Raw genomic sequence first — 23373 nt, 5'->3', positions numbered from 1 at the left:
GCGGTGCCCCCTTACAGCTCGAGAATCATCTTCGAGACGATGTTCTTCTGGATTTCGTTGGAGCCGCCGAAGATCGACAGCTTGCGCATGTTGAAGTAGTCGCCGGCCAGCGCCGCGCTGTAGTCGGCGTGCAGCAGCTCGCCGTCGTAGTCCAGCTGCAGCTCCTCTTCGAGGAAGGGCAGCGCGTAGGGGCCGATGACCTTGCGCAGCAGATGGGTGATGGCCTGGCGGATTTCGGTGCCCTTGACCTTGAGGATCGAGGACTCGGCTCCGGGCACGCCGCCCTCCTTCGCCGCCGCAAGGATGCGCAGGGTGCTCATCTCGATGGCCATCAGCTGCATCTCGACTTCCGCGACCTGGGCGCGGAACAGCGGGTCTTCGAGCATCGGCCTGCCGTCGCAGACCTCCTTCATGGCGATGCGCTTCAAATGCGCCAGCGCCGCCTTCGAGGCGCCGATGCCGGCCAGGCCCGTGCGCTCGTGGGTCAGCAGGTACTTGGCGCAGGTCCAGCCCTGGTTTTCCTGGCCGACGAGGTTTTCCACCGGCACGCGGACGTTGTCGAAGAAGACTTCGTTGACCTCGTGGTCACCGTCCAGGGTGATGATCGGCCGCACGCTGATGCCCGGCGTGCTCATGTCGATCAACAGGAAGCTGATGCCGCGCTGCTGCTGGGCCTCCGGATCGGTGCGGACCAGGCAGAAGATCATGTTGGCGTGCTGACCGAGGGTGGTCCAGGTCTTCTGGCCGTTGACCACGTAGTGGTCGCCGTCACGCACGGCGCGGGTCTTGAGGCTCGCGAGATCCGAGCCGGCGCCCGGTTCGGAGTAGCCCTGACACCACCAGTCCTCGCCCGAGAGGATGCGCGGCAGGTAGTGATCCTTCTGCTGCTGGGTGCCGAACTTGATGATCACCGGGGCGACCATGTTGACCCCGAACGGGATGGTGCGCGGCGCACCGAAGGCGGCGCATTCCTCGTCGAAGATGTGCTTTTCCACCGGACCCCAGGTGGTGCCGCCCAGCTCCACCGGCCAGCCCGGTGCGTACCAGCCCTTGTTCGACAGGATGCGTTGCCAGCGCTGGTGGTCCTCCTTGGACAGGTGCTTGCCCAGCTTGGTCTTGGTGGCGATGTCCGCCGGCAGTTCGGTGGACAGGAAGGCACGCACCTCGTCGCGGAAGGCGAGCTCTTCGGTCGTGTAGTTGACGTTCATGGGTAGTCCTCTGAGCAGGGGTGCAGGCGGCTACTGGCCGGCCTGCCATTGCGAAAAGGTGCGGCCTTCGGCGGCCAGTTTTTCCAGCAGCGGCGCCGGCTTCCACCAGTCGCCGCAACGCGCGTGCAGTTCCTTGACCTTCGCCAGCACGGTGTCGAGCCCGACGCTGTCGGCGTAGAACATCGGCCCGCCGCGGAACGCCGGGAAGCCATAGCCGTTGAGGTAGATGACGTCGATGTCGCTGGAGCGCTGGGCGATGCCCTCTTCCAGAATCTTCGCGCCTTCGTTCACCAGCGCGTAGATTGTCCGCTCGATGATGTACGCCTCGTCCAGCGCGCGGCGCTCGATGCCCTTTTCCCGCGAAGCGGCCTCCAGCATCTCGGCGAGGGCCGGGTTCTCCCGGGGCGTGCGGTTGCCGGGCTCGTAGCGGTAGTAGCCGGCGCCGGTCTTCTGCCCGAGCATCCCCGCTTCGCAGAGCTTGTCGGACACCGTGGGGAAGTCGAGGCCCGCCGGCAGCGTCGCGCGCTGGCGCTTGCGGATCGCCTGGCCGATGTCGAGCCCGGAGAGGTCGCGCATGGCGAACGGGCCCATGGCCATGCCGAAGTCACGCAGCGCGGCGTCCACCTGCTGGGGCGTGGCGCCCTCTTCGAGCAGGAATTCCGCCTCGCGGCCGTACTGGAACACCATGCGATTGCCGACGAAGCCATCGCAGACGCCCACCACCACGGCGACCTTCTTGAGCGTCTTGCCCAGCGCCATCGAGGTGGCGAGCACTTCATGGCTGGTCCGCTCGCCGCGCACCACCTCCAGCAGGCGCATGACGTTGGCCGGGCTGAAGAAATGCAGGCCCACCACATCCTCGGGGCGACTGGTGAAGGCGGCGATCTGGTTCAGGTCCAGCGACGAGGTGTTGGAGGCGAGGATCGCGCCGGGCTTGCAGACCGCATCGAGCCGCTCGAACACCTGCTGCTTGACGCCCATGTCCTCGAACACGGCCTCGATCACCAGGTCGACGTCGGCGAGCGCGGCGTAGTCGGTCACACCCTGGACCAGCGTGAGGCGCTTCTCCATGGCCGCCTGGGTCAGGCTGCCGCGCTTGACGCTGGCGCCGCAGATATCACGGGCGCGCTGCAGGGCACGGCCGAGCGCCGCGTCGTCGATTTCCAGCAGCTTGACCGGCAGCCCGGCATTGGCGAAGCACAGGGCGATGCCGACGCCCATGGTGCCGCCACCGATCACCGCGGCGCTCCTGATCGGGCGGGGCGACACATCGGCAGGCAGCCCGGCGACCTTGGCCGCCTGGCGCTCGGAGAAGAAGGCATGCACCAGCGCCGCGCGCTGCGGCGATTGCAGGCACTCGACGAACAGCTCGCGTTCGCGCTTGAGCCCTTCGGCCAGCGGTAGTCGGGTGGCCGCTTCCACCGCCGCCACGCAGCGCAGCGGCGAGAACAGGCCCGGCATGCGCTTGGCCACTTCGGCGTGCTTGGCGGCGATCAACGCGGCGTTGTCGACGCCTTCCAGGCCGGCGGTCTGCTCGCCGCTGCGCCGGGGCGCGCGACCTTCCTCCACCATGCGGCGGGCGTAGGCCAGGCCGGCTTCGACCAGGTCGCCCTCGAACAGCTCGTCGACGATGCGGTGCTCGACCGCCTCGGCCGCGCCGATCGGCTGGCCACTGACGATCATGTCCAGCGCCTTGGCGACGCCGGCCAGACGCGGCAACCGCTGGGTACCGCCAGCGCCGGGCAGCAGGCCCAGCTTCACCTCGGGCAGACCGACCTTGGCGTCGGCCCGGGCGATGCGGTAATGGCAGCCCAGCGCGACCTCCAGTCCGCCGCCGAGCGCGGTGCCGTGAATCACGGCGACGCTGGGCTTGCTGCCAGCCTCGATGATCTCGATCACCTCCGGCAGGCTCGGCGACTGCGGCGGCTTGCCGAACTCCTTGATATCCGCGCCGGCAATGAAGGTCGTGCCCTCGCAGAGCAGCACCACCGCACGGAACTCGGTATCGGCCTCGGCGCGTTCGAAGGCCTGTTGCAGCCCGGAGCGAACCGCCACGCCGAGTGCGTTGACCGGTGGATTGTTGACCGTGATCAGGGCGATATCGCCCCGGCGCTCGAGCCGAACGACTTCTGACATGGCAGGCCTCCGCTGGTGAGGTGTGTTTTTAGATTTGTTATTTCACGAAACCATATTTCGCACAGCAGAATACAAAAGTCATTTTGGTCTGTCGAGAACGAAAACGGCCCGATCAGTCATAGCACCTGCCCGTGCTCGGACAAGCGCCATTGGCGAGACGAATGTCGGCCGAAAGGCTTCGGCAGAAGGCACCCGCCTCGCTGTTGTCCGGCAGCGAATCCGTCGAGGCGCTGGTACTTCCAGAGCATTCTCGGTCAAGACCAGGCGTCCCCGACCGCCCCCTCGGCATCGGGGGCCCGGTTGTGGGAACGGTCTTGACCGCGAATCGATGGCCCGGCAAGCAGCCCCCAGCCAGCCATGCAACCAGCCGACCCGGGCCGAAATCCCGAACACAAAAAAGCCGATCATCCGATCGGCTTTTCAGCGAAGTACCAGCGCCGCTCCGCGGCCTGTCTCAGATGGACAAGCAGAGGTACTTGATTTCCAGGTAGTCCTCGATCCCGTACTTCGAGCCTTCACGGCCGAGCCCGGAGGACTTCACGCCACCGAACGGCGCCACCTCGGTGGAGATCAGCCCCGTGTTGATGCCAATCATCCCGGCCTCGATCGCCTCGGCCACGCGGAACACGCGGCCCAGGTCGCGGGAATAGAAGTAGGCCGCCAGGCCGAACTCGGTGTCGTTGGCCAGGGCGATACCCTCGGCCTCGTCCTTGAAGCGGAACAGCGGCGCCAGCGGGCCGAAGGTCTCCTCCTTCGCCACCTTGGCGCTGTGCGGCACGTTCACCATCAGGGTCGGCTCGAAATAGCTGCCGCCCTTCTCGTGCGCCTTGCCGCCGGTCAGGACCTTCGCACCGTTGGCCACGGCATCCTCGATGTGCTCGCGTACCTTGGTCGCCGCGCGGTCGTCGATCAGCGGGCCGATGTCCACCCCCTCATCGAGGCCGTTGCCGACCTTGAGCTTCTCTACCGCCGCCTGGAATTTCTGCGCGAAGGCGTCGTAGACCCCGTCCTGCACGTAGATGCGGTTGACGCAGACGCAGGTCTGCCCGGCGTTGCGGTACTTGGACTGCATCGCGCCCTTGACCGCCTCGTCCAGGTCCGCGTCGTCGAACACCAGGAAGGGCGCGTTGCCGCCCAGCTCCAGCGAGACCTTCTTGATCCCCGGCGCGCACTGCTCCATCAGCTTGGCGCCGACTTCGGTGGAGCCGGTGAAGCTGATCTTGCGCACCGTCGGGTTGGCCGTCAGCTCGTTGCCGATGTCGCCGGCGGACCCGGTGATCACGCTGAACACGCCCTTGGGAATGCCCGCGCGCTCGGCAAGCTCGGCCAGCGCCAGCGCGGAAAACGGCGTCTGGCTGGCCGGCTTGAGCACCATGGTGCAGCCGGCGGCCAATGCCGGGCCGGCCTTGCGGGTGATCATCGCCGCCGGGAAGTTCCACGGGGTGATCGCCGCGGTCACCCCGATCGGCTGCTTGATCACCAGAATGCGCTTGTCCTTCTGATGACCGGGGATGGTGTCGCCATAGACGCGCTTGGCCTCCTCGGCGAACCACTCGATGAACGAGGCCGCATAGGCGATCTCGCCCTTGGATTCGGCCAGCGGCTTGCCCTGCTCCAGGGTCATCAGGCGGCCCAGGTCGTCCTGGTTTTCCATCATCAGTTCGAACCAGCGACGCAGCTTCTGCGAGCGCTCCTTGGCGGTCAGGTCACGCCAGGCGGGCAACGCACGCTCGGCCGCCTCGATCGCGCGCCGGGTTTCGGCGGCGCCCATCTTCGGCACGGTGCCCAGCGTCTCGCCGGTGGCCGGATTGGTCACGGAAATGGCCTGGCCACCGTCGGCCCCCACCCAGGCGCCGTCGATATAGGCCTGCTGGCGGAACAACGTAGTGTCTTTGAGTTGCATGGCAGTCTCCTTCGAGCCGGCGTCGCGCGCCGGTTATGGGCCTGGCCCTGGGGCCGCGGAAAGGGAGCGAAGCGCCGCGGCGCAGCCTCGTCCCGGATCAGAGAGCGGCAGGCCTGCGGGGTTCCTGATAGAACAGGTGGCGTTTGAAATCTCAAACGGATGCTAGGTCCATGCGCCCGCAACCGCAACAACATGTTCGATAAAATTAACAGCCCATAGCCGGGCGTGATGCGGCCTTCGGCCGCCAGCAGTCGCTCGGACGCCACCCGAGGCTCCAGCTGCTTTCGCCTCATCATCGGGCCCCGCACTCACCCCCTCCGTCCACGCCCCCCGGCAGCCGCCGAAGCGCCATGGACGGCCGCGAGCGAGATGCGTATCATGCGGCCCGCAACGCATCCGTAGCTCAGCTGGATAGAGTACTGCCCTCCGAAGGCAGGGGTCGTGGGTTCGAATCCCGCCGGATGCGCCATATCAAAGCCCCAGGTAAAGCGCCTGGGGCTTTTTTTTGGCGTCGTTTTCAGCGATCCATTCGCCGGGCTTCCAACCGGACGACTTAAGAAGGCAGCGCTGCCACACCGCTTGCGGGCGAGCCTTTCAATGAAGGCTCGCTTGGATCAAGGGCAATTGCAGGAAGGAAGTTTTCGGAGGCTGGGTCCGTATTCCGTTGAAGCGCCCACCCGTGTTGCGCAGCTGGCCAGATTCATGCGATCGCGTACAGGCCGCCGTGACCAGGCGACGCCGACCACCGCCGGATGGCAGCGCAAGCCCGCAATTCGCGGCTGCCTGCAGAGCGCCCATAAATCCCGGACACCAGAACGACTCAAGGGAGCCGAAGCTCCCTTGAGTTTGAACGCTCTTGTTTTTCTGCCCACCAAGTGGTGGAGGCCATCTCGGCCCAGTAGATAACGGATGCTTTTGGTCGCTGAAGCGCCATCTACCGCCAGTCACCGAGCTGCTCGTGCAGTTTTTTATTCTCGACTGGCCGCCGGGTCATGCCCGCTGGCGTTTCCTCTCCAAAAGAATCGGTTAGCTTCGTCTCTGCCGTCTTGTCGTTATTGTGCGAGAGCCGATACGTATCGTTCTTGTTTGGTTTTTGCCGCTTATTATTTTTGTTGTGCCATACAGAAAGCATAGGGCGTGCCAAAAACGTGAAATCCTTTGTTTTCAACCGGTTAGCGAAAAACTCAGGTCGGATCAGGCTGTAACCTTGGGCGATCCGTTACCGTAACACTCACCTCGCGCCCGATCGGCGCAAGATGCGGTAACAACTGAATCGGTTCAGCTGTTTCAGCGTAGCGCCGCCTCGTCATAATCCAGGTCGCGGATCAGCGCCTGGAGCATCTGCTCGTCGATGTCATGGCGTTTGCGCATGCGCAGCAGCTCCTTGCGCTGCACCGCGATCGCCTGCAGGCGCAGTTCGATTTCCAGCGTCCGGGTCCGCCGCGCCTGGTTTGCCATGTCTTCCCGGTCCATCAGCGCTTCGAGGTCCTGGCGGTAGGACTCGATCACCCGCTCGGCGACCTCGCTCTGCAGCGCCGAGCGGTCGACGTCGCTGCTGGCATTCTCCTGCCGCCAGTTCTCCAGCCAGCCGACCGCCGCCTGCGCCGCCTGGCGCCTGGCCTTCTGCAGTTCGCGCTCGTGCTCTTCGAAATCGTTGTGTGGCATCCGCTTGAGGAAAAAGGGCACACCGAGCGCGCCGACCAGCAGCGAGAGGATGATCACCGCCGCGGCAAGGAAGATCATCAGGTCGCGCCCGGGAAAAGGCGTATCGCCGATCATCAGGGGCACCGACAGGACCCCGGCCAGGGTGATGGCGCCCCGCACGCCCGCCACCGCGCTCAGCGCCGAGAACAGGCCGAGCGACTTGTCCTCCACCGGTGCGCCCCGCAGGCGGCGCACGCGCATTTCGCTCCAGTGGTAGGCGTAGACGAAGGCGAAGCGCATCGCCAGCAGCAGCGCCATGATCGCCACGGCGCTGAACAGCAGCGTCGGCATGTCGTAGGCCTGGTGGGCGGACGCCTCCCAGACGCGGCCGACGATGCGCGGGAACTGCAGGCCCAGCAGCAGGAACACCAGGCCGTTGAAGCTGAAGTCGAGCATTTCCCAGATGCTGCGGTTGAGGATTCGCGTGCTGGTCTTGACCGGCAGCATGTCGACGCGGCTCTGCACCATGCCGGCGGCCACCGCCGAGAGGATGCCGGACATGCCCGCATGCTCGGCCAGGTAGAACGCGGCGAACGGCAGCAGCAGGATCATCACCACGTACACCGCCGGATCGAACAGGCCGCGCGCGGTCATCCAGCGCTTGAGCCTGCCCACCGACCAGCTCAGGCCGGCGCCGATCAGCAGGCCGCCAAGGGCGACGATCACGAACTCGCCGGCCACCGAGACCAGCGAAAAGGTGCCGCTGATGGCCGCCGCCAGGGCGAACTTGAAGGAAACCAGGCCCGTGGCGTCGTTCATCATCGCCTCGCCTTCGAGCTGGTGCGCCATGTGCCTCGGCAGGCGCCCCTGGCCGATGGCGATGACCGCCAGCGCGTCGGTGGGCGAGAGGATCGCGGCCAGGGCGAAGCTCGCGCCCAGCGGTATCGCCGGCAGCAGCCAATGGATGAAGTAGCCGGCGACCACGACCACCAGCAGTACCAGCACCAGCGACATGGCGGTCATCTCAACGCCATGTTCGGTGAATTCGCGCTTGGGAATCTTCCAGCCGTCGTAGAACAACAACGGCGGGATGAACAACAACATGAAGATTTCCGGATGCAATTCGATCTGCATGCCGAACGGCGGCATCGCAAGGAGGCTGCCAAGCACTATCTGCAGGATCGGCAGGGGCAACGGAATGAGATTGGCGAGGATGCGACTGGCGCCCACTGCCAGCAGCAGCAGGAAAATCAGGTAGAGAATATCCATCGGCAAACAGGGTCTCGCTGCGAGTACACGTCCAGTTACAAATCGGCAGGCATCCGCAGTATAGACCTCGCCGCACGCCTGACCGTGGGTTCATTGGCGGCGGATTGACCTCCGTCAACGGCTCGCCCGCGTACCCGCCGCCGGGGTTAAACTGGCACGCCTTCCAGATCACCGATCGTCATGACGCCCACCGCTATCGCCACGCTGCAGCCCCTGCTGCTCGACGCACTCGACCCCGCCCCCGCAGAAGCACGCCGCCTGTTCCATGGCCGGGGGCGCCGCTGGGAAGGGCTGGAGCAACTGACCGTGGACTGGCTCGAGGGCGTGCTGCTGGTGGCGCTGTTCCGGGCGCCCGATGCCGAGGCGCTGGCCGCCCTGAAGGACACGCTGATGGCGGTCGCGGCCTCGCCCGCCTGGTCCGCCAGCGGCGCCCATAGCCTGCTCCTGCAGCACCGCTACCTGCCGGACAGCCCCACCGAACGCCTGCTCGGCGAGCCGCTGGAGCACTGGGTGATCCACGAGGACGGCCTGCGCTTCCAGCTGGACATCGGCCAGAAGCAGAACAACGGGCTGTTTCTCGACATGCGCCACGGCCGACGCTGGGTGCGCGAGCAGGCGGCCGGCAAGCGCGTGCTCAACCTCTTCGCCTATACCTGCGGGTTTTCGGTGGCCGCCGTCGCCGGCGGCGCCGAGCACGTGGTCAACCTGGACATGGCGCGGGCCGCGTTGAGCCGCGGGCGCGACAACCATCGCCTCAACGGCCACGACCTGAGCCGGGTCGGCTTTCTCGGCCACGAGCTGTTCAAGAGCTGGGGCAAGGTGCGCAAGGAAGGCCCATACGACCTGATCATCATCGACCCGCCGAGCTTCCAGAAAGGCAGCTTCGCCCTGACCCGCGATTACCAGAAGATCCTGCGCCGGCTGGCCGAACTGCTCACCGACGATGGGCAGGTACTGGCCTGCATCAACGATCCGGACACCGGGCCGGCCTTTCTCATCGACGAGATGGGCCGCGAGGCGCCGCAGCTGCGTTTCGAGCGGCGCCTGGACAACCCGCCGGAATTCGCCGACATCGACCCCGACGCCGGCCTCAAGGCCCTGGTCTTCAGCCGGCGCGAGGCCTGAACGATCAGGGCAGGGTCAGTATCCGCAGGGTGACCCGGGTAACCTCGTCCCCCACGCGCTCGCGGTAACGCAGCATATGGGGCATCTGCAGATGAGCCTGCAGGTCATCGACGCTTTGCCATTGCTCGAACATGAGGATGCTGTCTTCGTCGACCGTCTGCGCCGCCATGTCGGTGGCGAGGTCGACCAGCGGCTGGTAGGCCAGGCAGCCCGGCTCGGCCAGCACCTGCGGCGTGACCTCGGCGAGGGCCTGGAGCACCCGCGGGCGGGCGCCCGGGGCGGTATGAAGGGTGGCGATGACGTGGATCATGGCGTTCTCCGGTGATGGCTGCGAGGCCCCGCAGTCTGGGCGCCGACGCCCTCGGGAAAAAGCCGCCTGGCCAGCAAACACCTTTGACTGGCGCGCAAGCAGGCGGCTCGCCCGGGCCGCCACGGCAGCGCCGAAGCCGTGAAGCGCTTCACTCCTGGCCATCATTGAGCCTTCAGAGATCGAGGGGTCTGCCGACTACCTGTTACCCGCCGTCCAGCCCTCGGTACCCGCCCCATGTTCTTCACAAAACTCAAAGCCAAGAACGCTCAGCTTCAGGAAGAGCTCGCCAGCCTCCAGCAGACCCGGGATTCGCTCTATCGCGAAATGATGGTGCTGGAACTGGATATCGACGGGCGGATCCGCTACGCCAACGACCTGTTCCTGAAGGAGATGCTGTACCGGCGCGAGGACCTGATCGGACGCCCGATCGAGGACCTGATCTCCGCCTCGTTCCGCACCCAGCCGAACTATCAGAAGCTGCAGGCCACCTTCAAGCGCGGCGAACACTTCAGCGGAGCGTGCAGGATGCTGCGCGCCAACGGGCAGGAAGCCTGGCTGCGCTCGATCTGGGAACCGATCAAGGACAGCCAGGGACGCACCCTCAAATTCACCCTGTGCGCCAACGACCTGACCCGCACCATCGAAAAATCCAAGGAACACGAAGCCCTGATCAACGCGCTGCTGCGCTCGACCGCCTTCATCGAACTGGGGCTCGACGGCGAGGTGATCACGGCGAACGAGCGCTTCCTCGGGGCCATGGGTTACAGGCTCGAACAGATTACGGGCAAGCACCACCGTCTGTTCTGCGAACCCGAGGAAGCGGCTTCCCAGGGCTACCGCGACTTCTGGGCCCGCCTCAACGCCGGGGAATTCGTCTCCGGCCGCTTCAAGCGCATCGACAGCCATGGCCGGACCGTCTGGCTGGAGGCCTCGTACAACCCGGTGCGCGACAGCTACGGGAAACTGTACAAGGTGGTGAAGTTCGCCACCGTCGTCACCGACCAGGTGCATCAGGAGCGCGCGGTTTCCGAAGCGGCCACCATCGCCTACGGCACGTCCCAGCAGACCGACCACACCGCACAGAAAGGCGCCGCGGTGGTTCAGCAGACCGTCGAGGTGATGCATCGGATCGCCGAGCAGGTAGAGGAAGCGGCCAACGGCATCGAGGCGCTGGACAAGCAGTCGCAACTGATCAGCTCCATCATGAAGACCATCAGCAGCATCGCCGAGCAGACCAACCTGCTGGCGCTCAATGCCGCCATCGAAGCGGCCCGCGCCGGCGAGCAGGGCCGCGGTTTCGCGGTGGTGGCCGACGAGGTGCGCCAACTGGCCGGCCGCACCAGCAAGGCGGCCGCCGAGATCGTCGACGTGGTGCAGCAGAACCAGGCGCTGGCACAGACCGCCGTGGACAGCATGTCCAGCAGCAAGGCTCAGGCCGAACGGGGGCTGGCGCTGGCCAACGAAGCCGGCGCGGTGATCGTCGAGATTCAGGACGGCGCGAAGCAGGTGGTCAGCGCCGTCGGCCAGTTCGCCAACCAGCTCAAGAACTGACCAGCGACACGCTGCTCCGCCCGGCGCAGAGCCATCGTTAACCTGAGCGTAACGATTGCACGCCGAGCTTGATTGATGACCGCCCGGTCACTACCTAACGTGCCCTCCACATCGCGGAAAATGTGGAGTCAGCATGACAACAACAATATCCCCACCGCCGCAGTGGTCGCGTCGTCGCGCTGAAAAGGCCCGGCGTCTGGACCAGGTGCGCAACCTCGCCGATGGCGTGGTGTTGCCCAGCGACAAGATCGTCGCGGCACTGGAAGCACTGATCGCACCGGGCGATCGGGTGGTGCTCGAAGGCAACAACCAGAAGCAGGCGGACTTCCTCTCCCGCTCCCTGGCCCAGGCCGACCCCGGCCGGCTGCACGACCTGCACATGATCATGCCGAGCGTCAGCCGCGCCGAGCACCTGGACCTGTTCGAACGCGGCATCGCGCGCAAGCTCGACTTCTCCTTCGCCGGCCCGCAGAGCCTGCGCATCGGCCAGTTGCTCGAGGACGGCCTCCTGGAAGTCGGTGCCATCCACACCTACATCGAGCTCTATTCGCGCCTCTTGGTGGACCTGATCCCCAACGTCGCGCTGGTGGCCGGCTTCATCGCCGACCGCGAGGGCAACCTCTACACCGGCCCGAGCACCGAGGACACCCCGGCGCTGGTCGAACCCACCGCGTTTTCCGATGGCATCGTCATCGCCCAGGTCAACGAGATCGTCGACGACCCGCGCGACCTGCCGCGGGTGGATATCCCGGCGAGCTGGGTGGACTTCGTGGTGGTGGCCGACAAGCCGTTCTACATCGAGCCGCTGTTCACCCGCGACCCGCGCCACATCAAGCCGGTGCACGTGCTGATGGCGATGATGGCGATCCGCGGCATCTACGAAAGACACAAGGTGCAGTCGCTCAACCACGGCATCGGCTTCAACACCGCCGCCATCGAGCTGATCCTGCCGACCTACGGCGAATCCCTGGGCCTCAAGGGCAAGATCTGCCGCAACTGGACGCTCAACCCGCACCCGACGCTGATCCCGGCGATCGAGACCGGCTGGGTCGAGAGCGTGCACTGCTTCGGCACCGAGCTGGGCATGGAGCACTACATCGCCCAGCGCCCGGACGTGTTCTTCACCGGCCGCGACGGCTCGATGCGCTCCAACCGCATGATGTGCCAGCTGGCCGGACAGTACGCGGTAGACCTCTTCATCGGCGCGACCCTGCAGGTCGATGGCGACGGGCATTCGTCCACCGTGACCCGCGGTCGCCTGGCCGGCTTCGGCGGTGCGCCGAACATGGGCCACGATCCGCGCGGCCGCCGTCACGCCACGCCCGCCTGGCTCGACATGACCGAGCCTGTGACCCTGCTCGAGCGCGGCAAGAAGCTCGTGGTGCAGATGGTCGAGACCTTCCAGGAAGGCGGCAAACCCACCTTCGTCGAGCAGCTCGACGCGGTCGAGGTGGCGAAGAAGAGCGGCATGCCGCTGGCGCCGATCATGATCTACGGCGACGACGTCACCCACCTGCTCACCGAGGAAGGCATCGCCTACCTGTACAAGGCGCGTTCGCTGGAGGAACGCCAGGCGATGATCGCCGCGGTGGCCGGCGTCACCGCCATCGGCCTGCGCCACGATCCCAAGGACACCGAGCGCATGCGCCGCGAGGGCCTGATCGCCCTGCCGGAAGACCTCGGCATCCGCCGCAACGACGCCAGCCGCGAGTTGCTGGCGGCCAAGAGCATCGCCGAGCTGGTGGAATGGTCCGGCGGCCTCTACAACCCGCCCGCCAAGTTCAGGAGCTGGTGATGAGCGCGCTCATTTCAACACGGCCGTCGCCGGCCGAGCGGCTGGCGGACCTGGCGGTGCAGGCACTGATCGACGAGGCCGACCTGTCGCCCAAGCCGGGGCTGGTGGACCGGCGCGGCAGCGGTGCGCACCGTGACCTGCACCTGGGGTTGATGCACGCCTCGGCGCAATCGCTGTGGCCGGCCTTCGCCGCCATGGCCGAGGCGGCGCGGACCGAAGGCCGGGTCAGCCAGGCGCTGCGTGAAACCCTCGGCCAGCTGGGTCGCGACGGTGAAGCGGAGATGCTGCGCGTCACCGTCGGGGTCAACACCCATCGCGGCGCGATCTGGGCGCTGGGGCTGCTCAGTGCGGCGGCGATGCTGGAAACCGGCGCTTCGGCTGGCGAAATCGCCACAAGCGCGGCAGCCCTGGCGCGGCTGGACGACCCGGCCGCCCCTTACGACCCGGACAGCCATGGCGCGCGGGTCTGCCGCCGCTACGGCGTGCCCGGCGCCCGCGAACAGGCGCAGCACGGCTTCCCCGCCGTCATCGAACACGGCCTGCCGCAATTGCTGGCCAGCCGCCGCACCGGTACCGGCGAGCAGAACGCCCGGCTCGATGCGCTGCTGGCGATCATGAGCCAACTGACCGACACCTGCGTGCTGCACCGCGCCGGGCTGGAAGGGCTGGAGCGCATGCAGCAAGGCGCCCGCGCCGTGCTCGCCGCCGGCGGTGCCTCCAGCCTCGCCGGACGCCGCCAGCTGCGCCTGCTCGATCGCGACATGCTCGCCCTCAACGCCTCGCCGGGTGGTGCTGCCGACCTCCTGGCCGCCACCCTTTTCCTCGACCGCCTGGCGCCCGCCGCGCCGGCGCCGACTGGGAGCAACTGAACATGGAAACCCTGTCTTTCGAATTCGCCGCCGGGCAACCCGCCCGCGGCAAGGCCCTGGTCGGCGTGGTCGGCTCGGGCGATCTGGAGGTGCTGCTCGAACCCGGCCAGGCCGGCACGCTGGCGATCCAGGTGGTCACCTCGGTCAACGGCGCCGAGCAGCGTTGGCGGCACCTGTTCGAGCGCATGTTCCGCGAGCAGACGCCGCCGGCGCTGAACATCGACATCCACGACTTCGGCGCCACACCCGGCGTGGTGCGCCTGCGCCTGGAACAGGGACTGGAGGAGGTCGGCCATGACTGATGCCTCTGCAAACGAAGTGACCCGCCTGCTGCAATCGCGCAGCTTCGTCGAACTCGGCGCCCGCCAGCGCGCCCGCGCATTGCTGGACGAAGGCAGCTTCCGCGAACTGCTCGATCCGTTCGACCGCGTCACCTCGCCCTGGCTGCCGAAGCAGGGCATCGTCACCCAGGCCGACGACGGCGTGGTGGTGGCCAAGGGCACCCTGGACGGCCAGCCGGCGGTGATCGCCGCCATCGAAGGCGCCTTCCAGGGCGGCAGCATGGGCGAGGTCGGCGGCGCGAAGATCGCCGGGGCCCTGGAGCTGGCCGTCGAGGATAACCGGGGCGGCATTCCCACCCGCGCCATGCTGCTGCTGGAAACCGGTGGCGTGCGCCTGCAGGAAGCCAACCTGGGCCTGGCCGCCATCGCCGAGATCCAGGCCGCCATCGTCGAGCTGCGCGAGTACCAGCCGGTGATCGGCGTGGTCGCGGGCTCGGTCGGCTGCTTCGGCGGCATGTCCATCGCCGCCGGGCTCTGCAGCTATCTGGTGGTGACCCGCGAGGCGCGCGTCGGCCTCAACGGCCCGCAGGTGATCGAGCAGGAAGCCGGCCTCGAGGAATACGACTCGCGCGACCGCCCCTTCATCTGGAGCCTCGCCGGCGGCGAGCAGCGCCATGTCAGTGGTCTGGCGGACAGTTACGTCGCCGACGACAGCGATGCCATCCGTGCCGAACTGCACAGGCTGTTCGCCCGGGGCAAACCGCCCCAGCCACGCAGCCGTCGCCACGCCTGGTACCTGCGGCGCCTGGCCGACGTCGACACCCGCACGCAGCTCGATGCCGCCGCCGTACGCGCCCTCTATCAAGGAGATGCCCAATGAGCCGTGGACTGAACTGGTTGCAAGCCTTGGCCGGTGGCCGGGCACAGGCGGGCTATCCAGCCTCGGTGAAGGTGGTCGACGGTGAACTCGCCGGCCGTACCGCGCGCTACATCGCCGTGGTGCCGGATGCCGAAAACCCCTTCCCGCGCGCACGCAATGGCGAGGTCGGCCTGCTCGAAGGCTGGGCCCTGGGCCAGGCGCTGGACGAGGTGATCGAAGCCGATCGCGACAAGGCGGACAAGCGCGTCGTGGTCGCCGTGGTCGACGTGCCGAGCCAGGCCTATGGCCGCCGCGAGGAGGCGCTGGGCATCCACCAGGCACTGGCCGGCGCGGTGGACGGCTATGCCCGCGCGCGCCTGGCCGGGCACCCGGTGATCGCGCTGCTGGTGGGCAAGGCCATGTCCGGCGCCTTCCTCGCCCACGGCTACCAGGCCCAGCGGATCATCGCCCTGCGCGATCCGGGGGTGATGGTGCACGCAATGGGCAAGGCCGCGGCGGCACGCATCACCCTGCGCAGCGTCGAGGAACTGGAAGCGCTGGCCGAGTCGGTGCCGCCGATGGCCTACGACATCGACAACTACGCGACCCTCGGGCTGCTCTGGGAAACCCTCTCGGTGGAGCACATCGAGCAACCCTCGGCGGACGATCTGGCACGGGTGCGCGACTGCCTGCAGCAGGCGGTGGCCGACATCGGCACCAGCACCGACCTGCGCGGCCGCCTCGGCGCGCCGAATCGGGCCGCTTCGGCGAAGGTCCGGGAGCGGCTGCGGGCGCAGTGGTAAGCCGGCTTCAGGAGGATGTCCAGCATGGACCGCGAAGGACGCAACGCAAAGGAACCCCGAAACCCCTGACGCTTGACCACCGGCTCGACAATAACAATCAAAAGGAGGCTGCAGATGCACGACACGCCACGCCCCCACGACCTGCTCTGGGGCATGACGCCGGCCCAGCTGCCCGCCGACGCGCCGGACTGGGCGCGGCAGGTGCTCGCGGCCGGCCAACCGGTCGTGGTGCGCCGCGCGGTGGTGGCCGACGAGCAGATCGCCGTCGGTCTGCGGGGCGCGACACGCGAGCAACGCTTCGCCGCCTGGATGCGACGCGAATCGGTGGTCTCTCGCGTCGGCCCCGAGCAACTGATCGCCCGCCTTCCGGACAGCCATCTCCCCGCGCTGCGCGCCCTGCACCGCTTGCATCCGCTGCTCGACAGCCTGGGCCTGGCCTGGGGCGTCACCGGCTCGGTGGGGTATCAGCTGGGCAGTGGCATCGCGGTCGTCAGCGCCGAAAGTGACCTCGACCTGCTGCTGCGTACCCCTACCGCGTTTTCACGCAGCGAGGCGCGCGAGCTTCAACAACTGCTGGACAGGGTCCCGTGCCGGGTCGACCTGCAGCTGGAAACGCCTTCCGGCGCCATCGCCCTGCGCGAGTGGGCCGGCGATTCGGCCCGGGTGCTGCTCAAGTGCGCCACCGGCGCTCGGCTGATCGAAGATCCCTGGGACCAGGCGGAGCGGGCCGCATGAGCAGCCTGTTCGCCTTTCCCGGCCAGGGTGCGCAGAAGCCCGGCATGCTCCATCGCCTGCCGCAGAACGCGCAGGTGCTCGATTGCTTCGAGCAGGCCGGGGAAGCGCTCGGCGAAGACGTGCTGGCGCTGGACAGCGAAGCCGCCCTGGCCTCGACCCGCGCCGTGCAGCTCTGCCTGCTGATCGCCGGCGTCGCCGGCGCGCGCCTGCTGATGAGCGGCGGGCAGACGCCTGACTATGTGGCGGGGCTGTCCGTCGGCGCCTATGCGGCGGCCGTGGTGGCCGGCTCGCTGGACTATCGCGACGCGGTTCGGCTGGTCGCGCTGCGCGGCGAACTGATGCAGAGCGCCTACCCCAGAGGCTACGGCATGACCGCCCTCATCGGCCTCGATCTCGGCAGCGTGGAACGCCTGCTGGCCGAGGTGCACGACGAGCGATCGCCGGTTTACCTGGCCAACATCAACGCCGACAACCAGATCGTCATCGCCGGTGCGGACGACGCCATGGCGCAGGTCGCCCGGCGCGCCAGGGCGCTGGGCGCGGCGGCCGCGAAACGGCTGGCGGTCAGCGTTCCATCCCACAGCACGCTGCTCGAAGCGCCGGCCAGGGCGCTCGCCAGCGCCTTCGCCGAGGTCGAGTTGCGCGCCCCGCGCCTGCGCTACCTGAGCGGCACCACGGCGCGGCCGATCGCCGACCCCGAGCGCCTGCGCGAGGACCTGGCCTTCAATATGTGCCGCGTCGTCGACTGGCACGGCACCCTGCGCACCGCGTACGAGCGCGGCGTACGGCTGCACATCGAACTGCCGCCCGGCACGGTGCTCACCGGCCTGGCGCGGCGGGTTTTCGAACAGGGTACGCTGGTCGCATTCGACGGCGCCCGGCTGGACACGATGGGCGCCTTGTTGCGCCAGGAGGTGAGCCAGACGCCATAGATCGCAGCGTTCTCGGGACGCGGCAGACGTGCCAGCCAAGGTACGCCAGGCCGCCGCTTGATCGATGAATAACAACAATCACTTCGACACCACGCGTCGCCGGTAAAGCGGGTTGCCCATCGAGCCGCCGCCAGGCCGCGCACAAGAGGACAACGACAATGATTATCTTCGGTGTGGCCTTCCTGGCCCTGTGTACCCTGGCAGGCATCTTCATCGGCGAGATGCTCGGCAAGCTCATCGGCGTGCCGGCCAACGTCGGCGGCGTCGGCATCGCCATGGTCATCCTCATCCTGCTCGGCAGCTACCTGAAAAAGCGCGGCCTGTTCGACGGCACGTCCGAGCAGGGCATCCAGTTCTGGAGTGCGGTGTACATCCCCATCGTGGTCGCCATGGCCGCGCAGCAGAACGTCTACGGCGCGCTCGCGGGCGGACCGATGGCGATCCTCGCGGGCGTCGCGGCGGTCGCTGCCTCCTTCGCGCTGGTCCCGGTGCTCAGCCGGATCGGGCAAAAAAAGCCTGAAGCCGGCGTCGACGACAAGCCCCTGACCACCGGCCCGAGGGTTTGACCATGTACGACTCACTCATGAAGGTCATCTCCGGCTATGGCCTGATCAGCGGGTTCGCCGTGATCGGCGCCGCCATGTGGTTCTCCTACTGGCTGTCCAGGCGGTTCACACGCGGCCGCCTGCACGGCTCGGCCATCGCCATCCTGCTCGGCCTCGTGCTCTCCTACATCGGCGGCGCGCTGACCGGCGGGCAGAAGGGCCTGGTGGACATCGCGATGTTCTCCGGCATCGGCCTGCTGGGCGGCGCGATGCTGCGCGATTTCGCCATCGTCGCCACGGCCTTCGGGGTCAGCGTCGAGGAGCTCAAGCGGGCGGGCTACGTCGGCGTGCTGGCGCTGTTCATCGGCGTCTTCACCTCTTTCATAGCCGGCGTCGCGGTGGCCATGGCCTTCGGTTACACCGATGCGGTCAGCCTGACCACCATCGGCACCGGCGCGGTGACCTACATCGTCGGGCCGATCACCGGCGCGGCGCTGGGCGCGAGTTCCGACGTGATGGCCCTGTCGATCGCCGCCGGGCTGGTCAAGGCGATCCTGGTGATGGTCGCGACGCCCTTCGTGGCGCCCTACATCGGCCTGAACAACCCCCGCTCGGCGGTGATCTTCGGTGGCCTGATCGGGACCTCCAGCGGCGTGGCCGGCGGGCTGGCCGCCACCGACCCCAAGCTGGTGCCCTACGGCTGCCTCACCGCCGCGTTCTACACCGCGCTGGGCTGCCTGCTCGGCCCGTCGCTGCTGTTCTTCATCATGCGCGGAATGCTGGGCTGAAGGCGCAGCGGTCTCAGCCCGGATGTTTCAGGCTGTACATGCGGCATTCGGCGAGGAGCGCGAGCAGGTTGGGGTCGCGCTCCTTGGCCTTGAGGAACACCACGCCGATGTGCTGCTGCAGGCGGTAGTCGGCGCGCAGCGGGATCAGCCGCACGCCGGATTCGTAGACCATCCCCACCCGACCGGGCAGCAGCGCATAGCCGACCCCGGAATTGACCATGCTCAACAGGGTGAAGATGTCGTTGACCTGCATGGCCACCTGCGGCTCGAAACCGGCCTGGCGGAACACCCGGTTGCCGTCCTGGTGGGTCGCGAACCCCTGGGTCAGGGTGAGGAAGGTGGCGTCGCGCAGCTCGCTCAGGTCGACTTCCGCCTGGCGGGCGACCGGGGAATCGGCCGGCGCGGCGAGGAAGATGTCGTCGGAGAACAACGGCACCTGGGCGCAATCGGCATCGCTGACGCTGTCGTTGAGCGACACCAGGATCGCGTCCAGCTCCATGCTCTTGAGCTTGTAGAACAGGTCGACGTTCGAGCCCAGGATCAGGTCGATGTTGAGCTCGCTACGGCGCAGCTTGAGCCCCATGATCAACTGCGGAACCGTCTTGACGGTGAGCGAATAGAGCGCACCGAGCTTGAAGCGCTCGGCCGAGAAACCGGCGGCTTCGCGCGTCTGGCGCACCGTCTCGACCACCTCCTGCACCAGTTTCTGCGCCCGCTCTTCGAGCACGTAGGCGCTTTCCAGCGGAATCAGATGGCGGCCCTCGTGCTTGAACAGCGGGCAGCGCAGCGCCGCTTCCAGCGAATGGATGGCCCGGTGCACGCTGACGTTGCTGGTGTTGAGGTCGGCGGCCGCCTTGCCGAGGCTGCCGCTGCGCATGAACGCCAGGAACACCTGCAATTTCTTCAGCGTCAGTTCTTCATCGATCTGCATGGCATGCGCTCAGGTGGCGAAGCTTGCGATTATGCCTGCCGGTCGCCTTGGCGCATCAACCGCGACGATCCCGTCGCGGCCGATGGGCCGCTTCCCCGAGCGCTAGGGCACGAGCTGGGCCGTGGTCACCGCAGCGGGCTGGCACAGGGTGGCCGCGCCGCTTTGCAGGTAGGGCTTGAGGATCGGCGCCATGCCCTTGAGGGCCTGTACCGGCAGGGCCGAGGTGAAGCGGAAGCTGTCCGCCGCCCGGCCCGGCACATAGGCGGTCAGGGTGCCGAAATGGTTGGGCCCCAGATAGAAGACGAAGGTCGCCGTGCGGTTCATCGCCAGCGAGCTGATCAGCCGCCCGCCAGCCCCCACGCTCTGGATTCGGTTGTCACCGGTACCGGTCTTGCCGCCGACGGTCAGGACGCTGCCGTCGTCGAGCGCGAAGGTGCCGTTGAGCCGCCGTGCGGTACCGCCCTCCACGACGCTGGCCAGCGCCTCGCGCAGCGCCGCGGCGACCTCGCTCGGCATCACCCGCTCGCCGGCGCCGGGCGCAATGCCCAGGCGCGTCTCGTAGGGGGTGTCCACCGCGAACTGCAGGCTGTCGATGCGCACGCTCGGCAGCCGCACCCCGTCGTTGAGGATGATCCCCATCAGCTCGGCCAGCGCCGCCGGGCGATCGCCCGAGCTGCCCAGGGCAGTGGCCAGCGACGGCACCAGATGGTCGAACGGGTAGCCGACGCGCTGCCAGCGCCGGTGGATATCGGTGAAGGCTTCCACCTCGAGCATGATCCGAATGCGGCTGTCGCGCGCGCTCTTGTGGCGGCTGCGGAACAGCCAGCCGTAGACCTCCTGGCGCTGTTCGCGGCTGGCGCCGACGATCTCGCCGAGCGTGGCGTCCGGATGCTCGAGCAGGTAGCCCAGCAGCCACAGGTCCAGCGGATGCACGCGGGCGATGTAGCCCTGGTCCGGCAGGCTGTAGGCGCCGGGCGCGTAGCGGCTGTAGAGGCCGTCGAGCTGCTTGTCGGTCAGCTCGGCGCCGGGCAGGCGGGCTCGCAGGAAGCGTTCGAAGGCCGAGCGATCGGCGTCCGGCATAAGGTAGCGATGGACCGCCGCCAGCCGCACCGGGGTGGCGCGCATGCCGTTGAGGAAGGCCTCGATGCGCTCATCGCCGCTCTTGCCGCGATACTTCTGCCAGAAGCGCTGGAGAAACACCGAACCTTCGCGATCGGCGAAACGCGTCAGGTATTCGAGGCGCGCGGGGTTGTTGTCGTCCTTGAGCAGCTCGGCGCGGTTGATCATGGCGTAGGTGCTGTAGCTGACCAGGTCGCGCATCAGCCGCACGAACGGCAGGTTGATCGACTCCTGCAGCGACTCGCGCAGCGTCGGCAGGCGGCCGTCGTCCTCGCGGCGGAAATTGCCGAAGCGGTGCACGCCGGCACCGGTGAAGAACCGCTCGGCAGGGCTTGCCGAATAGCGCCGCTCGAGCGCCGCCTCGAGCATTGCCGGCAGGTTACGGTCGCCCGTCGCCCCCAGGTAACCGATCGCCCAGCGGCTGAGCGGATCTTCCGCTTCGACGCGGCGCAGCTCGGCCGCCGTCATGCCCGCATAGCGCCCATGCAGTTCGGCGATGACCTCGAGGTAGGTCGTCAGCACGCGCAGCTTGGCGGTCGAGCCCAGCTCGAGCTTGCTGCCTTCGTTGATGTCGAACGGCTGGTTGGTGCTGTCGGTCTGCACCCGTACCCGGAACCCTTCGCCGGCCCGCTCGAACAGCGTGAAGCTGTAGCGCACGTCGGCGGTCTTCTCCGGCGACAGCATGCGCTCGCCGAGCAGCCCCATCTCCTTGGCGAACGCCGGGTCGGCCAGGTGACCGAGGTAATCGCTGATCTGTTCCTGCAGGTCGCCCTGCAACGTCGTGGTGGCCGCCAGGTCGATGCGGTCGAGGTCGTACAGCGGCAGGCCGAGCAACCCGGCCACCCGCATCCGCGCCACACTGATGCCCTTGGTCGCCTCGACCGGGCGCAGCGCAGGCTCGCGGCGCAGGTCGCGGAATGCGGCGTGCTGGGCCAGGGCCGCATCGCGCAGTGCCGTGTCGATGATGCCGCCACGGGCCAGCAGGCGGATATGGCTGTCGGTGAGGTCGACCATGTCCTGCCGCCCCTTGCCCAGGTAATAGGAAGGCCTGCGTTGCGCGATCAGCAGCGAAAGCACCTGGCGCAGCGCCAGGCCCTGGGCCTCGAGGTCGGTACCGGCATTGCGCCGCGGGTCGAGCAGACGGTTGACCTCGGCGAAGTCGGCGCCGTACCACAGCCGCAGGCCATCGGCGATGCCGTGCACTTCGCCATGACCCGGTGCTGCCGACAGGGGCACGCTGTTGAGGTAGTCGCGCACGATGCGCTGCCGGGTGGCGAGGGTCTGCGGACCGTCACGGTAGGCGCGAACGCTGGCCGAAACCATCTGGCGCAGCTTTTCCTCGCCGCTGCCCGTGCGGCCTTCGGGTGAATGGCGGTACTTCTCCACCTGGGTCGCCAGGGTGCTGCCGCCGGCGGACTGCACGGAAATCCCGAGCTGTTTCTGGACCTGGCTGTACGCCGCCATGGCGAAACGCGGCCAGTCGACCGCGGGGTTGGCCATCGGGCGGTCGGCGGCCAGCAGGTTGCGGTCCTCGATGAACAGCAGGCTCTTTGCAATCAGCGGCGGGATGCTTTCGAAGCTGTCGTAGTACTCGTGCGGGTAGCTGTTGGCATAGAGCGGCTCGCCGCGACAGTCGTCGATGGTGAGGCCCGCCTGGGATTTCTCCGGATAAGGCACGAAGAAACCACGGTTGGCGTAGTCCTCCAGCGCCGGCGAGAAGCGCGCCTGCGCCTCGATACGGAAATTGCGCTGAACCAGGCGTTCGATGAACACCGGCATGTCGGCATAACCCAGGCGGCGATCGAACGGACCGCTATCGGGAAACTGCACCGAGGGGCTGGGGCCGGGTTCGACGCTATAGTCCAGATCGGCCGCGTAGCGACTGATCCAGTGAGCCTGCCAGCGAGAGCTGTCGATCTCCTGCCAGGCCACATAGCCGCCGCCCGCCAGCAAGGAAACGGCCGACAGCAATGCCAGCCGGCGCGCCACTGGGCGTCCACGTTGAGGTGATTTGTTTGGAGGCGTCGCAGACGAAGCGCGCGATGGACGCACAGCTCCAGATCTATCGGATTGCCATACTGCGCCCATGATTACCGGCCTGGCTTCCTAGCAAGTGTTTCGGGCGCAAGCTTAGCCTGCGCCAACGCGGCGGCGGTGGCGAGCAGACGAACGGAGCGGCAGCGCGTCGGAACCTACGATCGCGCCCAGCCGGGGAATGGCCGGCAGGCACGATACATGCCCCTTGCAGGGCCTTTGCCGAGGCCTTGGTGGGCTCATTCCCGCCCGTCTTCGCATCAAGCGAGGGATTTTCCGTGCCCATTGTCGGACGTGATTGATTCGTCAGCGCCCTGCTCGGAGCAGGACTAGGCCGAGGGGCTCTGGCAAGGGGAGAATGCCGTTCGGAGCGACCGCTCGCGAAGCGTAGGGCGATGCATCAGGGGCTTCGAAATCCGGTCGGGCGAGCCGTTCGCCATCGCGGCGCGCGGCTCGCAGCGCTGGTCACCAGGAGTGCCCTGTTCCGTTGAGACATCAAGGTCGGTCCAGGCACCGAAGCGAGCGCAGCCTGAACA

General features: G+C 67.4%; 18 protein-coding genes and 1 tRNA gene. 12 read left to right on the top strand and 7 right to left on the bottom strand.

The window, feature by feature from the left end; genetic code table 11:
• Nucleotides 1-11: 11 nt before the first annotated feature.
• From DN824_RS01270 to gabD, 3 genes are all read right to left on the bottom strand, one after another.
• Nucleotides 12-1208 carry an acyl-CoA dehydrogenase family protein gene (locus tag DN824_RS01270; protein WP_138406583.1) on the bottom strand — a complete coding sequence of 399 codons (1197 nt, stop codon included), beginning with the start codon at nucleotides 1206-1208 and terminating at the stop codon, nucleotides 12-14.
• 30 nt (nucleotides 1209-1238) lie between these two features.
• Entirely contained in the window at nucleotides 1239-3344 is a 2106-nt protein-coding gene (locus DN824_RS01265) for a 3-hydroxyacyl-CoA dehydrogenase NAD-binding domain-containing protein (protein WP_138406582.1), read from the bottom strand.
• Between the two features lie 454 nt (nucleotides 3345-3798).
• Nucleotides 3799-5247 (bottom strand): NADP-dependent succinate-semialdehyde dehydrogenase, encoded by a 1449-nt coding sequence (gene gabD / locus DN824_RS01260; protein ID WP_138406581.1) that lies wholly within the window; start codon nucleotides 5245-5247, stop codon nucleotides 3799-3801.
• Between the two features lie 392 nt (nucleotides 5248-5639).
• Here gabD and DN824_RS01255 point away from each other — a divergent pair.
• Nucleotides 5640-5716: transfer RNA gene (locus DN824_RS01255), tRNA-Arg, on the top strand.
• A gap of 818 nt (nucleotides 5717-6534) precedes the next feature.
• Here the strand turns inward: DN824_RS01255 and DN824_RS01250 are convergent.
• Nucleotides 6535-8160 carry a Na+/H+ antiporter gene (locus DN824_RS01250; protein WP_138406580.1) on the bottom strand — a complete coding sequence of 542 codons (1626 nt, stop codon included), beginning with the start codon at nucleotides 8158-8160 and terminating at the stop codon, nucleotides 6535-6537.
• A gap of 180 nt (nucleotides 8161-8340) precedes the next feature.
• Between DN824_RS01250 and DN824_RS01245 the strand changes: the two genes are divergently transcribed.
• Entirely contained in the window at nucleotides 8341-9285 is a 945-nt protein-coding gene (locus DN824_RS01245; protein ID WP_138406579.1) for a class I SAM-dependent methyltransferase, read from the top strand.
• A gap of 4 nt (nucleotides 9286-9289) precedes the next feature.
• Here DN824_RS01245 and DN824_RS01240 read toward each other — a convergent pair whose 3' ends face one another.
• Nucleotides 9290-9595: a putative quinol monooxygenase gene (locus DN824_RS01240; protein WP_138406578.1), complete on the bottom strand. Its 306-nt coding sequence runs from the start codon at nucleotides 9593-9595 to the stop codon at nucleotides 9290-9292.
• Between the two features lie 234 nt (nucleotides 9596-9829).
• Between DN824_RS01240 and DN824_RS01235 the strand changes: the two genes are divergently transcribed.
• The 10 genes from DN824_RS01235 (at nucleotide 9830) to madM (ending at nucleotide 18753) form a co-directional block, all read left to right on the top strand.
• Nucleotides 9830-11146 carry a methyl-accepting chemotaxis protein gene (locus DN824_RS01235; protein WP_138406577.1) on the top strand — a complete coding sequence of 439 codons (1317 nt, stop codon included), beginning with the start codon at nucleotides 9830-9832 and terminating at the stop codon, nucleotides 11144-11146.
• Nucleotides 11147-11279: 133 nt separating this feature from the next.
• A complete protein-coding gene (gene mdcA / locus DN824_RS01230) occupies nucleotides 11280-12941 on the top strand; it encodes a malonate decarboxylase subunit alpha (RefSeq protein WP_138406576.1) in 1662 nt (553 codons plus the stop codon).
• Entirely contained in the window at nucleotides 12941-13810 is an 870-nt protein-coding gene (locus DN824_RS01225; RefSeq protein ID WP_138406575.1) for a triphosphoribosyl-dephospho-CoA synthase, read from the top strand. The genes mdcA and DN824_RS01225 overlap by 1 nt, the downstream gene beginning before the upstream one ends.
• Before the next feature lie 2 nt (nucleotides 13811-13812).
• Entirely contained in the window at nucleotides 13813-14112 is a 300-nt protein-coding gene (locus DN824_RS01220; RefSeq protein WP_138406574.1) for a malonate decarboxylase subunit delta, read from the top strand.
• A complete protein-coding gene (locus DN824_RS01215) occupies nucleotides 14105-14971 on the top strand; it encodes a biotin-independent malonate decarboxylase subunit beta (protein ID WP_138406573.1) in 867 nt (288 codons plus the stop codon). The genes DN824_RS01220 and DN824_RS01215 overlap by 8 nt, the downstream gene beginning before the upstream one ends.
• Nucleotides 14968-15753 (top strand): biotin-independent malonate decarboxylase subunit gamma, encoded by a 786-nt coding sequence (gene mdcE, locus DN824_RS01210; RefSeq protein ID WP_138406572.1) that lies wholly within the window; start codon nucleotides 14968-14970, stop codon nucleotides 15751-15753. The genes DN824_RS01215 and mdcE overlap by 4 nt, the downstream gene beginning before the upstream one ends.
• 114 nt (nucleotides 15754-15867) lie before the next feature.
• Nucleotides 15868-16488, top strand: a complete 621-nt coding sequence (locus tag DN824_RS01205) for a malonate decarboxylase holo-ACP synthase (RefSeq protein WP_138406571.1) — start codon at nucleotides 15868-15870, stop codon at nucleotides 16486-16488.
• Nucleotides 16485-17420 (top strand): malonate decarboxylase subunit epsilon, encoded by a 936-nt coding sequence (gene mdcH / locus DN824_RS01200; protein WP_138406570.1) that lies wholly within the window; start codon nucleotides 16485-16487, stop codon nucleotides 17418-17420. The genes DN824_RS01205 and mdcH overlap by 4 nt, the downstream gene beginning before the upstream one ends.
• A gap of 158 nt (nucleotides 17421-17578) precedes the next feature.
• The gene (madL, locus tag DN824_RS01195) at nucleotides 17579-17986 is read left to right on the top strand and encodes a malonate transporter subunit MadL (RefSeq protein ID WP_138406569.1); all 408 of its coding nucleotides are present in this window, start codon (nucleotides 17579-17581) and stop codon (nucleotides 17984-17986) included.
• A 2-nt stretch (nucleotides 17987-17988) separates the two neighbouring features.
• Complete coding sequence (gene madM / locus DN824_RS01190; protein ID WP_138406568.1) at nucleotides 17989-18753, top strand: malonate transporter subunit MadM; 765 nt, start codon at nucleotides 17989-17991, stop codon at nucleotides 18751-18753.
• A 13-nt stretch (nucleotides 18754-18766) separates the two neighbouring features.
• Here the strand turns inward: madM and DN824_RS01185 are convergent, their stop codons facing one another.
• Nucleotides 18767-19684, bottom strand: coding sequence for a LysR family transcriptional regulator (locus DN824_RS01185; RefSeq protein WP_138406567.1), 918 nt, complete (start codon nucleotides 19682-19684; stop codon nucleotides 18767-18769).
• Nucleotides 19685-19786: 102 nt separating this feature from the next.
• Entirely contained in the window at nucleotides 19787-22891 is a 3105-nt protein-coding gene (locus tag DN824_RS01180; protein ID WP_138406566.1) for a transglycosylase domain-containing protein, read from the bottom strand.
• Nucleotides 22892-23373: the final 482 nt, after the last annotated feature.

The organism is Stutzerimonas nosocomialis, assembly GCF_005876855.1.
GTDB classification, from domain to species: Bacteria; Pseudomonadota; Gammaproteobacteria; order Pseudomonadales; family Pseudomonadaceae; genus Stutzerimonas; species Stutzerimonas nosocomialis.
Note: the sequence above shows the minus strand (reverse complement) of the source record. Positions and strands in the feature narration are given on the sequence as shown.

Coding starts and splice junctions, on each gene's coding strand:
- DN824_RS01185 (WP_138406567.1), bottom strand. CDS start 19,684: ATGCAGATCGATGAAGAACTGACGCTGAAGAAATTGCAGGTGTTCCTG.
- DN824_RS01250 (WP_138406580.1), bottom strand. CDS start 8,160: ATGGATATTCTCTACCTGATTTTCCTGCTGCTGCTGGCAGTGGGCGCC.
- DN824_RS01215 (WP_138406573.1), top strand. CDS start 14,105: ATGACTGATGCCTCTGCAAACGAAGTGACCCGCCTGCTGCAATCGCGC.
- DN824_RS01225 (WP_138406575.1), top strand. CDS start 12,941: ATGAGCGCGCTCATTTCAACACGGCCGTCGCCGGCCGAGCGGCTGGCG.
- DN824_RS01205 (WP_138406571.1), top strand. CDS start 15,868: ATGCACGACACGCCACGCCCCCACGACCTGCTCTGGGGCATGACGCCG.
- DN824_RS01235 (WP_138406577.1), top strand. CDS start 9,830: ATGTTCTTCACAAAACTCAAAGCCAAGAACGCTCAGCTTCAGGAAGAG.
- madL (WP_138406569.1), top strand. CDS start 17,579: ATGATTATCTTCGGTGTGGCCTTCCTGGCCCTGTGTACCCTGGCAGGC.
- DN824_RS01265 (WP_138406582.1), bottom strand. CDS start 3,344: ATGTCAGAAGTCGTTCGGCTCGAGCGCCGGGGCGATATCGCCCTGATC.
- DN824_RS01180 (WP_138406566.1), bottom strand. CDS start 22,891: ATGGGCGCAGTATGGCAATCCGATAGATCTGGAGCTGTGCGTCCATCG.
- DN824_RS01270 (WP_138406583.1), bottom strand. CDS start 1,208: ATGAACGTCAACTACACGACCGAAGAGCTCGCCTTCCGCGACGAGGTG.
- mdcE (WP_138406572.1), top strand. CDS start 14,968: ATGAGCCGTGGACTGAACTGGTTGCAAGCCTTGGCCGGTGGCCGGGCA.
- DN824_RS01240 (WP_138406578.1), bottom strand. CDS start 9,595: ATGATCCACGTCATCGCCACCCTTCATACCGCCCCGGGCGCCCGCCCG.
- DN824_RS01245 (WP_138406579.1), top strand. CDS start 8,341: ATGACGCCCACCGCTATCGCCACGCTGCAGCCCCTGCTGCTCGACGCA.
- mdcH (WP_138406570.1), top strand. CDS start 16,485: ATGAGCAGCCTGTTCGCCTTTCCCGGCCAGGGTGCGCAGAAGCCCGGC.
- DN824_RS01220 (WP_138406574.1), top strand. CDS start 13,813: ATGGAAACCCTGTCTTTCGAATTCGCCGCCGGGCAACCCGCCCGCGGC.
- mdcA (WP_138406576.1), top strand. CDS start 11,280: ATGACAACAACAATATCCCCACCGCCGCAGTGGTCGCGTCGTCGCGCT.
- gabD (WP_138406581.1), bottom strand. CDS start 5,247: ATGCAACTCAAAGACACTACGTTGTTCCGCCAGCAGGCCTATATCGAC.
- madM (WP_138406568.1), top strand. CDS start 17,989: ATGTACGACTCACTCATGAAGGTCATCTCCGGCTATGGCCTGATCAGC.